The sequence below is a fragment of the Flavobacterium johnsoniae genome (assembly GCF_030388325.1).
In the GTDB taxonomy this organism is placed as follows: Bacteria; Bacteroidota; Bacteroidia; order Flavobacteriales; family Flavobacteriaceae; genus Flavobacterium; species Flavobacterium johnsoniae_C.
In genome coordinates this window covers 1,873,119-1,886,070 of sequence record NZ_CP103794.1, presented here as the reverse complement: position 1 = coordinate 1,886,070, position 12,952 = coordinate 1,873,119, and the positions used below count along the sequence as shown (strand labels likewise).

Sequence of the window (12,952 nt, the reverse complement as noted above, 5' to 3'; positions counted from 1 at the left end):
TTACAATCTTTCAACGTAATAAGATGTCAAAATTTTTATATACAAGCTTTATTTTTCTTTGCATTATCACTTTCGCGAAAGCGCAAGAAAAAGAAATTGATCCGCCTTATAATATTAAAACCGTTTCTTTTGTTCAGAATGGCAGTAACGTAGTTCCAATTTTCGAATTAGGTTCTAGTTTTACATTTCAGTTTGATGATTTATTTGGAAGCGAAGCAAATTACTATTTTGAAGTGATTCATTGTGATTACAATTGGAAACCAACTGAGATTCCGAAAACAGATTATATTTACGGTCAGGATAATCAGCGAATTATGGACTATTCTAATTCGTTTAATACTTTACAGGTTTATTCTCATTACAATCTTTCATTTCCAAATCAATTTACGACACAGTTGCGTCTTTCGGGAAATTACATGCTTCGAATTCTAAATGAAGATAAAGAAGTAATTCTTTCAAGAAAATTTGTTTTGTATGAAAATCATTCAACCGTTACAGCTCAAGTAAAAAGAACACGAAATTTAAACAATATCAATTTTAAACAAAATCTTGATTTTGCAATATTTTCAAATGATATCGTTTTTCAAACACCTTTGCAAAATGTAAAAGTGCTTTTGATGCAAAACGGAAACTTTAATTCTGCAATAAAAAATGTTGTTCCGCAATACACGCTTGGCAATCAGTTAATTTATAAATATGATCAAGAAACACAATTTTGGGCTGGAAATGAATTTTTATATTTTGAAAATAAAGATATTCGAGCAGCAAACAATTTTGTTGCGCGTATAGGTTCAAATAATGACATTTATAATGCTTATCTGTACACAAATGCGGCACGAGGAAACCAGATTTATACTTTGTATGAAGATGTAAACGGAAATTTTGTCGTTAAAAACATCAATGGTTCTAACAATGATATTGAAGCTGATTATGCTTGGGTTTATTTTACGCTTTCTGCACCCGCCTTTAGATTAAACAAAGACATTTATATTACGGGAATGTTTAATAATTATAGCCTTTCGCCAGAATACAAAATGGATTACAACACAGATAAAGGCGTTTTTGAAAAAGCGATTATGATTAAACAGGGTTTCACCAATTTTCAGTACACAGTTGCCGACAAAAAAGGTGTTATTGATTATGAAAATGCTATTGATGGAAACTTCTATCAAACTGAAAATGAATACACCATTTTAGTTTATTATAAAGAAGCTACAGACCGCTATCAGCGCGTAATTGGAAAAGGAAATGCAAACTCTATTAATATAGTCAACTAAAACAAATGTTAAGGTTCTAGATTAAACGATTTTTTTTTGTAGCTTTGCCACTATAACACTCACATATATACTACGTTAGTATGGTTTCTCAGATAACACGAGGCATAAAAATATCTGTTTTGACTAGTTTTGAAGGCACTTACTTCAAAAACTACAAGATTCATTTTGCTTTTAGTTATGTAGTTACAATCGAAAATCATAGTAAAGATTCTGTTCAGTTAACTTCACGTCATTGGGAAATTTTCGATTCTCTTAACGATTTAGAAGTTGTAGACGGCGAAGGTGTAATTGGTAAAAAACCAGTTTTAAAACCAGGAGAAAATCATACTTACAGTTCTGGCTGTTTATTATCATCTCCTTATGGAGCAATGAAAGGTCATTTTAATATGATCAATTTTACTACAACAAAAATATTCAAAGTAATTGTTCCTACTTTTAGAATGTGTGCTCCTTTTGCTTTAAACTAATTTATATTTAAGCAGCACTTTCTTTTTATTATTTCATTTACCGTATCGTTTTCTATAAATCGCATTGACTATTTGCAGTCAATTTGTTAATTTATTACACACATACACTCACGATACAATAAAATACAACTTTTTAATATTGTATTGTGATATATTCAAATTATCATTTGTACTTTTGTAAAAAATTAAACAAATCGTAATTTTAAAATATCTTATCCCATGTTAAAAGGATTCTTTCATGTACCTAAAGCGGTAAACGAGCCTGTAAAAAGCTACGCACCGAACTCGCCAGAAAAAGCAGCTGTTCAAGCAGCTTACACCACAATGTGGAATTCTCAAATTGACGTTCCTTTGCATATTGGAAGCGAAGAAATTAGAACTGGAAACACAAGAAACATTACCGCGCCACATGATCATCAGCATGTTGTTGGAAAATATCATTTGGCTGAAAAACAACATATCGAAAAAGCAATTGCAAATGCACTTGAATCAAGAAAAGCATGGGCAAATATGGCATGGGAACAACGTGCTGCTATTTTCTTAAAAGCCGCAGAACTTATTGCAGGACCATACAGAGCACGTATCAACGCTGCAACAATGATTGGTCAGTCTAAAAATATTCATCAAGCAGAAATTGACGCTTCTTGTGAGTTAATCGACTTTTTACGTTACAATGTTGAGTTTATGACTCAAATCTACAACGATCAGCCAAAATCTGATTCTACTGTTTGGAATCGTGTAGAATACAGACCTTTAGAAGGTTTTGTTTATGCAATTACTCCATTCAACTTTACTGCTATCGCTGCAAACCTTCCTGCAAGTGCTGCTATGATGGGTAACGTTGTAGTTTGGAAACCAAGTGATAGTCAAGTATTTTCTACTAAAATCATTTTAGAGGTATTCAAAGAAGCTGGAGTTCCAGACGGAGTTATCAACGTAGTCTTCGGAGACGCTTTAATGATTACAGATACTGTTTTAGCAAGCCGTGATTTTGCTGGTGTTCACTTTACAGGATCAACTCACGTATTTAAAGATATTTGGGCTAAAATTGGAGCTAACATTCACAATTACAAAACTTATCCAAGAATCGTTGGTGAAACTGGAGGTAAAGATTTTATCATTGCTCACCCAAGCGCAAACGTAAAACAAGTAGTTACCGGAATTACTCGTGGAGCTTTTGAATTCCAAGGTCAAAAATGTTCTGCTGCATCTAGAGCTTATATTCCACAAAGTTTATGGCCAGCTGTAAAAGAACAGTTAATCACTGATGTAAAATCTATGAAAATGGGTTCTCCAGAAGATTTTGGAAACTTTATCACAGCTGTTATTCACGAAGGTTCTTTTGACAAATTAGCTAGTTATATCGACCAAGCTAAAAAAGATGCTGACGCAGAAATTATTATTGGAGGAAATTATGATAAATCTGTAGGTTATTTTATTGAGCCAACTGTTATTGTAACTACAAATCCTAAATACACTACAATGGAAACTGAGTTGTTTGGACCAGTCATTACTATTTATGTTTACGAAGATGCTAAATGGGAAGAAACTTTAGAATTAGTTGATACTACTTCTGAATACGCTTTGACTGGAGCAGTTTTCAGCCAAGATCGTTATGCTATTGAAGTTGCTACAACTAAATTGCAAAACTCTGCTGGTAACTTCTACATCAATGACAAACCAACTGGAGCAGTTGTTGGAATGCAGCCATTTGGTGGAGCAAGAGCTTCTGGAACTAACGATAAAGCAGGTTCTGCATTGAACTTACTACGTTGGGCTTCTCCAAGAACTATCAAAGAAACTTTTGTAACTCCAGAAGATTACAGATACCCTTTCTTAGGATAACAATCTGATTCTTAAATTATATTAAAGCCGGAAATTTCGAAATGAGATTTCCGGCTTTTCATTTTATAATGTCATTCTTCTTACTCAAAAAAGATTTCTCTATCATTTTATATTTTGTAGTACTTTTCTTATTTTGCTGATTTTCAATTAAATACAAATTGCAAAAAGCTTATTCTAATACTTTAAAAACTTTTGGCGGCTTAAAAAAAAAAATCACCCTTTTACATTTGTCACATAAATTAAAAGTCATCAAAAAAATAAAAATATGAGAAATTTAAACAATGTTCCAAAAGTTATAATGGAGTCAAGAAGTATTGGACATGCAATTGATTTTAAATGGACAAAGAAAAAAATAGATCAACTTTTAGACCCTATTGAAAGAAATGAAGATTTAGAAAATTTATTGATGCAAATTAATCATAAAGGCTCTATTGGTCTAACTGCCGCATTATTAGAATGGGTTTATTGGCGTTTTACAGGATATACTCAGGCAACAAACGACACTCAAAAACGTATCGAAGCGCTTTGGTGTTCTATTAATGATCGCGAACAAACAAACCCTTTATTATTTGATACAGATCTTGAAATTCCAGCATCTGGTTCTGTAAACGGAGCTTTATGGATTGCTTTAATGAATGTTAGAATGATTGATGTGAGATACAGAAAAGGTTCTTATTTTTTACAAAATGAGCTTCTCGGGTTGGTTTTACTAGCACGTCATATTACACCTAGAAAGAAAAAATTTGATAATTGGTTCAGTCAGATTGCAGCAGAATTAATTCACTTATATCCATGCCCTTATAAGAATATGGAATTAGACGAAACAGATGAAGCTGTTTATGATTCTTCAAACGAACCTGTAATTTCACGCGAATTTTTCTTCGACTCAGAATTTGAATATACAGTTGAAGCATCAGAAAATGCAATCCATAATTTTATTGATAATTTAGATCACAAAGCAAATACGTTTTTAAATTTTTCTAAAAAAGCATCATAATTATAATTGTTTATTAATTCAAAAAATAACCCGATCAAAAAATTTCTGATCGGGTTATTTTTTTTATATAAAATCTAAGGTCTAAACTTTAAAGGAAGATGGACCACTTTTTTAGTTTCAAAAAATTCATCATCAAATATTTCAGCCAAATCATACAAAGTAGCATTTGGAAAATCTTTCAATTCCTCAGTCAAATCTCCACCTTTTAAATAAAGAATTCCATTTTTCAATTTATGTTTATGCTGTTTTTTGATTTTATCTTTAATCCAAGAAACAAAATCAGGCATATTGGTTACGGCGCGACTTACGATAAAATCGAAATCACCCTTTACCAATTCTGCACGTTTTTGTTCTGCTTTTACATTTTTTAATTCCAAAGCATCGGCAACACCTTGCACCACTTTTATCTTTTTTGCAATAACATCAATTAGATAAAAACGCGTTTCTGGGAAAAGAATGGCTAACGGAATTCCAGGAAAACCTCCTCCGGTTCCAACATCCAAAACAGTTGTTCCAGGTTCGAACTTCATGATTTTTGCGATTCCTAACGAATGCAAAATGTGTTTTGTATATAAAGAATCAATGTCTTTGCGTGAAATCACATTAATTTTTTCATTCCAATCGTGGTATAAAAAGTCTAATTTTTGAAATTGTTCGATTTGAAGATCGGTCAAATTGGGAAAATATTTCAATATCTCATCCATTGCTGTAAATTTTTAACAAAAGTACTACTTTACGATTGAAATATTTAACTCAATTTTGCAAATTGAAAATTTATAATAATTACCTTTGAAAACTATTTAAATTAATTATGAATAACAACGCTCCAATTTTTGCTAGGCAAGACAATCTGAAGTTTTTCAGAACACTTAACTCACGGGTAAACAATTACTTCAAGGAGAACAACATTCAGAAGACTGGAAACTGGAAGTTACATTTAAAAGCTGTTATTCTTTTTGCGGTTTTCCTTACGCCCTATTTTTTGATTCTTACACTTAATATGCCTTTTTGGGTAATGTTACTTTTATCTATTGTTATGGGAATCGGAATGGCTGGCGTTGGAATGAACGTAATGCACGATGGAAATCACGGTTCTTATTCTAACAAAAACTGGATCAATAAATTTATGGGCGGTACCATTTATGTTTTAGCCGGAAATGTTTACAACTGGCAAGTTCAACATAATGTATTGCACCATACATACACCAATATTCCTGGGCATGATGAAGATCTAGACGCAGGAAGAATTATTCGTTTTACAGAACATGCAGAATGGCATAGTTTTCACCGTTTTCAGCATTATTATTCTGTTTTCTTATACGGATTATTGACTTTCAATTGGGCAATTACAACCGATTTTAAGCAAATGCGTAATTATCTAAGAAGAAAATTATCTTACGGAGAACCAAAAAGCCCAAAAATTCTTTGGACAACTTTAATTATTACAAAAATCATTTACGTTTCAATCTGGATTGTTTTACCAATGGTAATTGGAATTACTTGGTGGAAAGTGCTTCTTGGATTTTTTGTAATGCACTATACAACAGGTTTAATTTTAAGCATTGTTTTTCAATTAGCGCACGTTGTAGAACACACAACAAATCCAGCACCTAATGAATTAGGCGAAATGGATAATACTTGGGCTATCCACCAATTGTACACTACAACTAATTTTGCGCCAAAAAATGCAATTGTAAATTGGTATACAGGCGGATTAAACCATCAAATCGAGCATCATATTTTCCCACATATTAGTCATATTCATTATGGTAAAATTGCAAAAATCGTGAAGGAAACGGCAAAAGAATGTAATTTACCCTATTACGAATATAAAACAATGAGAAGTGCCATTGTAGCTCACTTTAAGCATTTACGTGAATTGGGAATGAAACCAGAATTATCAGTTTAAAAACTAAAAAAAATCTATTAATAATAACCTTCCTTAAACAACACAGCAAATTTAAGGACATTCAAAATTTTTATAATGAATCATATTCTTTCGGACAGAATCAACAATCTTGCTACTTCACAAACATTAGCAATGGCCGCTTTGGCAAGAGAATTAAAAGCACAAGGAAAAGATATTATCAGTTTAAGTTTAGGTGAGCCAGATTTCAATACACCAGACTTTATTAAAGAAGCTGCAAAAAAAGCAATCGACGATAATTATAGCACATATTCTCCAGTTGATGGATACCAAGATTTAAAAGAAGCTATCTGCAGAAAATTCAAAAGAGACAATGATTTAGAGTACAAACCATCTCAAATCGTAGTTTCTACAGGAGCAAAACAATCATTATACAACATTGCACAAGTAATGTTAAACGACGGTGATGAAGTTATTTTACCAGCACCTTACTGGGTTTCTTACTTCGAAATCGTAAAACTTTCTGGCGGAGTTCCTGTTGAAGTTCCAACTTCTGTTGAAACAGATTTCAAAATTACACCAGAACAATTAGAAGCGGCTATCACACCAAAAACAAAAATGATGTGGTTTTCTTCTCCTTGTAACCCATCTGGATCTGTTTACAGCAGAGAAGAATTAACAGCTTTAGCAAAAGTTTTAGAAAAATACCCAAATATTTACGTAGTTGCAGACGAAATTTATGAGCACATCAATTTCTCTGGAACTTTTTGCAGTATCGGTTCAATTCCAGGAATGTTAGAAAAAACAATCACTGTAAACGGAGTTGCAAAAGCATTCGCAATGACAGGATACAGAATTGGTTACATCGGAGCTCCTGAATTTATCGCAAAAGCGTGTACAAAAATTCAAGGGCAAGTAACATCTGGTGCAAATTCTGTTGCGCAACGTGCTACAATTACAGCTGTAGATGCAGATCCAAGTGTATTAAACGAAATGGTTCAAGCTTTCCACGGACGTAGAGATTTAGTTGTTGGATTATTAAAAGAAATTCCAGGAGTAAAAATCAATGTTCCAGAAGGAGCATTCTACGTATTCCCAGACGTTTCTTCTTTCTTCGGAAAAACTTTAAAAGGACACGAAATTAAAGATGCAAACGATGTTTCAATGTATCTTTTGGCAGAAGCAAACGTTGCAACAGTAACTGGAGACGCTTTTGGAAATCCAAACTGTATTCGTTTCTCTTATGCAACAAGCAACGACATTTTAAAAGAAGCATTACGCAGAATCAAAGAAGCTTTGACTGCATAACAATATTCTAAGTTTTATTAAAACGGCTTAAGGTTCAAAAGTTTCATCACTTTTATACTTTAAGCTGTTTTTTTTATGTGGGCGTGTCCTACGGCCGGGCTATCCGCTATATCTTTTATGGCGAACCCCGCCACAAAAGGATATCGCTCCTATCCCTCACGCAAAACGTTAAACGAGAAAAATCATTTTCAAAAGAAATCAAAATCTAATCAATTGCCTCCAGCTTCAGCTGGAGATTATAATCAAACTTCTATAAAGGCTTTAGCCAAACTATGCATTCGGCTAAAGCCATGAACTTGATCCATTTTAACTTCCTGCAGCTAAAGCTGGAGGAAATTGAAACTTAAGAACGTATGAATAAAATACAACTTTCAAAATTCCCATTCTACAATATTATAAAACAACAATTGTAATCCTGTAAAACATAACACTTTAGAAATCGCCAACTTTGTAATGTATTAATTTTAAAACTATTAGTCATGATACATACAGATGAAACCACAAAAGAAGCGGTTAAAACTTTAGAAGGATTAATTTCAATTCTTGAAGATGGAAAACTAGGATATACAAATGCAGCAGAACATGTAGAAAATCCTGCAATGAAAACTGATTTTCTAGAATATGCACGAGAAAGAGCTTTATTTATTGTAGAATTACAAGACGAAATCAACAAACTGGGAAAATCAACAGATACTTCTGGCGGAGGACCATTAGGAGCTTTGCACAGAACTTGGATTGACATTAAATCATCATTTACGGGTGGCGATACAAAAGCTATCATTAATGCATGTATTACAGGAGAAGAAGCTGCAATTGAAAAATACAAAAAAGCACTCGAAGAAAATGAATTGGAACACAGCCAAGTTTATGTTGTTTCTAAACAATTAAACAGTATTCAAAACACTTTATCACAAATTAAAATGAGAGTGAATTAATCGATCGATCGATTCATGCTTTTTTTTTTGAGAACTGCTCGGTCTTCGGATTGAGCAGTTTTTTTATTTGCTAAAATAAAAGAATAATTCTTACATTCGCCTCAACCAATTTTTTAACCCAAAAAAACAATATGAATCTAAATTTACGCGGTTTTATAATAATGTTATTTGCTTGCTTATTTTCATCCTTAATTCAAGGACAAACAGAAGGCAAATTCATTAAAGCTTCTATCGGATTTGGATCAAGCACCTCACATTATGAAGAAGAAAATCCCGAAATTATTGATGGTTTTGGTTTTTACACACAAGCAGAATATATAATTGGAATAAAAAAATGGTTTAGTGTCAGGCCTTATGCCGGATTAATTATAACCTCTACTGACGAAGATAAAATAAGAAATCCGCAAAATTACAAAGTAGAAACTAAAGCCTTTTTTCTTGGTGGAAAAGTCCGTTTGTGTGCTCCAATTCCGTGGGTCGCTCCTTTTGTAGAAACTGGCATTGGCGCTTCTATTGGCTCTTTCGAAACCTACACAGAATATGTAAATGAGAAAAAAAGTGGCGTTGTAGCACACGTTCCTATTAGCTTCGGACTTGCTGTTGGTAGAAAAAACAATATAGAACTTGGAGTTTCTTTTTATTCCAATTTATCTACCGAACAGTCTTTCGGAGGTTTTACCGCTGGTTATACTTTTCCTTTGGATTAACAATTAATATAAGAAAAATAAAAAACATATTCAACCCCAAAAAATTAATTCTAAATGAAGAAAACTATACTCGGACTTTTAATAACATTTAACATAATTAGTTGCGCGAGCGAAGAATCTCCTACTACAACTCCTGAAGTTACCGTTCCTGGGACTGTGACACCAATTACGCCAAGTATTCCTCCAGTCATAAAAGTAAAACTCAAACCAGCAATTACTAATAATATAAAATCAACAACAGGAAAAAAACTGGATGAAACCCCTTTAAAATTAGTTAAAAAAGTATACTATTATAAAAACGTAGCTAATTTATCTCAAGAAGCAGCAATCAGAGATTCATTAAACACATTTAGAGACACCTTGACTCGTTGGTGGGGAAGCAGAACTGATTATGAATATGATGAATTGAAACAATTAAAATCTACAAAAAAATATTCTGCTGGTTTTAATGGAAACCAAGCCAGTACAAAAGTTGATTTCATGGATACTTTTACCTATTCTAACGGTAAAGTTAGCACCACTACCGAAAATAAATATTTATATGATGCTAGAGGAAACATTACCGATCAAAAGGTAAGTAATGGTGTAAGTGTACAATATTCTTATGACGATCTAGACCGATTAAAAAAAGCCGAAAGTTATGTCCCTTATGATAATGTCAATTTCCCAAACATTTCTGGCTACAGATATACAATTGATTTTGCATATGTAAACATTGACGAAAGCACAACAAGGGTTGTTGCGGTTTATTGGATGGCTACCTATGATAAATCAGGCCATCTTGTACCAGGACAGGAACATTATAATCTAAATAATGACGAATATAATATTGACACAACAAAACCAGGAATATATGCAAATGAAGCTTGGTATAAAATTTCTGGTTATCCGATTTTGTTTTACATGAAAACTCAGGGTGAAGACTACAATACGTACTTATGCACCCCTACAACTCATATAAAAGATTGGTTATGGTATGCCAGCAGACCAATAAAAGAATATTATATCTATGATAAAGAAGGTTACCTTATCAAGCAAATAACAACTACCAATTATACCAATGGTATTGCATCTTCAATAACATTATTTGAGTATGAATAAACTTGATATTGTAAATTAAAATTAACTCATTCCATATTAAGTTAACAAATTCAAAAAAATCGCTTTATCGCTAGCAAACTCGAATAATTTATTAGACCTTTGCACACTTTTTTTCGGGAATACCACAAAAGTCTAAAGTTTTAGAAATGAAGAAGAAAATCGAAATATTAGCTCCTGCTAGAGATTTAATTGGAGGAATCGCAGCCATAAATAGTGGTGCCGATGCTGTATATATTGGTGCACCGCAATTTGGAGCACGTTCTAATGCCAACAACTCAATTGAAGATGTTGCTGAACTTGTAAAATACGCTCACTTATTTAACGCACAGGTTTTTGTAGTTATGAATACCATTTTGTACGACAACGAATTAGAAACTTGTCGTGCGATGATCTGGGAATTATACGATATTGGTGTTGATGCCTTGATTATTCAAGATATGGCGATTATGGAAATGGACTTGCCTCCTATCGTTCTTCACGCCAGTACACAAGCTAATAATCGTGATGCCGATAAAATTAAATTCTTAAAAGATGCAGGAATCAAACGTGTCGTTTTAGCACGTGAATTGAACTTGCATCAAATTAAAACAATATACGACCACGCTGATGTTGAACTAGAATTTTTCGTAACTGGAGCTTTATGCGTTTCTTTCAGCGGAAACTGTTATATGAGTGTAGCAAACGGAGAACGAAGTGCAAACCGTGGTTCTTGCGCGCAAAACTGTCGTTTACCTTATAATTTAATTGACGGAAACGGAGATACTTTAATCCGAAACAGTCACTTGCTTTCAATTAAAGATTTAGACGTTTCAGATCAGATTCCGAATTTGATTGAAGCAGGAATTGTTTCTTTTAAAATCGAAGGACGTTTAAAAGACGTGGCTTACGTTAAAAATAACGTTTCTTATTTACGTCAAAAATTAGACAGTTATTTAGAAGGAAGCGATAAATACACAAAAGCTTCTTCTGGAAAATGCACTTATACTTTTGACTCTACTTTAAACAGAACTTTTAATCGAGGTTACACCGATTATTTCGTAAACGAAAGACACAGTTCGATTGGTTCTTGGGAAAGTCCAAAATCAAAAGGTCAATATATTGGTAAATTACTTAGAACTGTTGGAAACGCTTACGAAATCGAAAACGGCCAATTATTAAACAACGGTGACGGACTTTGCTTCATCAACGAAAATAACGAAGCTGACGGAATTTACGTAAACAAAGCCGAAAACGGAAAAGTATATCCAAACGTTCTAAAAGAAATCAAAGACGGAACTTTCATTTACCGTAACAACGACATTGCTTTTATCAAAATTGTTGAAAGAGAAGACAGTGCAATCCGTAAAATCGGAACTACTTTATTACTTACTGAAAACGAAAACGGTTTTGAGTTAATCGCAACCGACGAAGACGGAAACGTAAGTACAGTAAAATTAGAGCACACAAAAGAACAGACAAAAACCGGCGAATCTATCGAAGAAAACATAAAAGTTCAATTGGCCAAAACAGGTTTTACACCTTACAGCGCTGACGAAATCAACATTATGTTTTCTCAAAACTGGTTCCTTCCTATTTCAAAAATCAACGAAATGAGAAGAAATGTCTTCGAACAATTATCAGAAATTCGTTTAGCAAATTACGTTCGCGAAGAGCATCAATTAGTAAAAACATCACATCCTTATCCAGAAACAAAACTGGATTTCATGTACAACGTTTCAAACAAAACCGCTCGTAAATTCTACGAACGCCACGGTGTTACCGAAATCGAAAAAGCATTCGAATTACAATGGGATCCAGGAAAATCTCGTGTAATGACAACCAAATATTGCATCAAATACGAATTGAAAAAATGCCCGATACACCAAAAAGATATCGTAGGCGTTAAAGTAAAAGAACCATTGGTTTTAAAACAGGGAGAATTAGAATACAAACTAAAATTCAACTGCAAACCCTGCGAAATGGAAATCTGGGAAAAAGATGCTGAATTCGAAATTGAAGAAGATCATTTTCATTAATAGACAAACCGATACTTTAAAAAGAAGTATCGGTTTTTTATTTTGGGCGTGCCCCTCCGGGTCGGGCTATCCGTTGCAAGTCCTCGCACTTCCTTCGTCAGGCTCCGGGCTTTCCACTTCTATCCCTCACGCAAACAGTTTCATAAGAACTTTTACGTTTATAATTTCATTTCAAACTTTCCGAAATCTTGTCATTTCGAGGAACGAGAAATCTTCGCAAGTAACTCCGTTCCAATAAGCCAATCTTTGTAGAGCTACTCATGGAGATTTCTCGTTCCTCGAAATGACAAACTGTAAGGTTACTTTGTCTTAAAATTAAAATTCCAAACAAAATTAAATCTGCTCAACCTCCAAAATCTGCGAGAAACCTTTCTTTAACTTAAAAGCAAAAACTTAGCGCTCTTTGCGTAATTCTTTGCGAACTTTGCGGTTA

At 33.4% G+C, this 12,952-nt stretch carries 11 protein-coding genes; 10 read left to right on the top strand and 1 reads right to left on the bottom strand.

The features are described from left to right. Positions 1-23 precede the first annotated feature (23 nt). From NYQ10_RS08305 to NYQ10_RS08290, 4 genes are all read left to right on the top strand, one after another. Complete coding sequence (locus NYQ10_RS08305; protein WP_289879903.1) at positions 24-1,277, top strand: DUF5103 domain-containing protein; 1,254 nt, start codon at positions 24-26, stop codon at positions 1,275-1,277. An 80-nt stretch (positions 1,278-1,357) separates the two neighbouring features. Then, positions 1,358-1,744, top strand: a complete 387-nt coding sequence (gene apaG, locus NYQ10_RS08300) for a Co2+/Mg2+ efflux protein ApaG (protein ID WP_110348906.1) — start codon at positions 1,358-1,360, stop codon at positions 1,742-1,744. Positions 1,745-1,963: 219 nt separating this feature from the next. Further along, positions 1,964-3,589 (top strand): L-glutamate gamma-semialdehyde dehydrogenase, encoded by a 1,626-nt coding sequence (pruA, locus tag NYQ10_RS08295; protein ID WP_289879901.1) that lies wholly within the window; start codon positions 1,964-1,966, stop codon positions 3,587-3,589. 265 nt (positions 3,590-3,854) lie between these two features. Beyond that, entirely contained in the window at positions 3,855-4,586 is a 732-nt protein-coding gene (locus NYQ10_RS08290) for a hypothetical protein (protein WP_289879899.1), read from the top strand. Positions 4,587-4,660: 74 nt separating this feature from the next. Here the strand turns inward: NYQ10_RS08290 and rsmG are convergent, their stop codons facing one another. Continuing rightward, on the bottom strand, positions 4,661-5,290 hold the full coding sequence (gene rsmG / locus NYQ10_RS08285; RefSeq protein WP_289879897.1) for a 16S rRNA (guanine(527)-N(7))-methyltransferase RsmG: 630 nt from the start codon (positions 5,288-5,290) through the stop codon (positions 4,661-4,663). Between the two features lie 107 nt (positions 5,291-5,397). On the opposite strand from rsmG, the gene NYQ10_RS08280 reads away from it, so the two are divergent. From NYQ10_RS08280 to NYQ10_RS08255, 6 genes are all read left to right on the top strand, one after another. Further along, positions 5,398-6,495, top strand: a complete 1,098-nt coding sequence (locus NYQ10_RS08280) for a fatty acid desaturase family protein (protein ID WP_289879895.1) — start codon at positions 5,398-5,400, stop codon at positions 6,493-6,495. Positions 6,496-6,570: 75 nt separating this feature from the next. Beyond that, positions 6,571-7,761, top strand: coding sequence for a pyridoxal phosphate-dependent aminotransferase (locus NYQ10_RS08275; protein WP_289879893.1), 1,191 nt, complete (start codon positions 6,571-6,573; stop codon positions 7,759-7,761). 479 nt (positions 7,762-8,240) lie between these two features. Continuing rightward, positions 8,241-8,696 carry a ferritin-like domain-containing protein gene (locus tag NYQ10_RS08270; protein ID WP_289879891.1) on the top strand — a complete coding sequence of 152 codons (456 nt, stop codon included), beginning with the start codon at positions 8,241-8,243 and terminating at the stop codon, positions 8,694-8,696. Between the two features lie 131 nt (positions 8,697-8,827). Next, complete coding sequence (locus NYQ10_RS08265) at positions 8,828-9,403, top strand: hypothetical protein (protein WP_289879888.1); 576 nt, start codon at positions 8,828-8,830, stop codon at positions 9,401-9,403. Between the two features lie 54 nt (positions 9,404-9,457). Continuing rightward, positions 9,458-10,504: an RHS repeat domain-containing protein gene (locus NYQ10_RS08260; RefSeq protein ID WP_289879885.1), complete on the top strand. Its 1,047-nt coding sequence runs from the start codon at positions 9,458-9,460 to the stop codon at positions 10,502-10,504. A 146-nt stretch (positions 10,505-10,650) separates the two neighbouring features. Further along, positions 10,651-12,519 carry a peptidase U32 family protein gene (locus NYQ10_RS08255; RefSeq protein ID WP_289879883.1) on the top strand — a complete coding sequence of 623 codons (1,869 nt, stop codon included), beginning with the start codon at positions 10,651-10,653 and terminating at the stop codon, positions 12,517-12,519. Positions 12,520-12,952 lie beyond the last annotated feature (433 nt).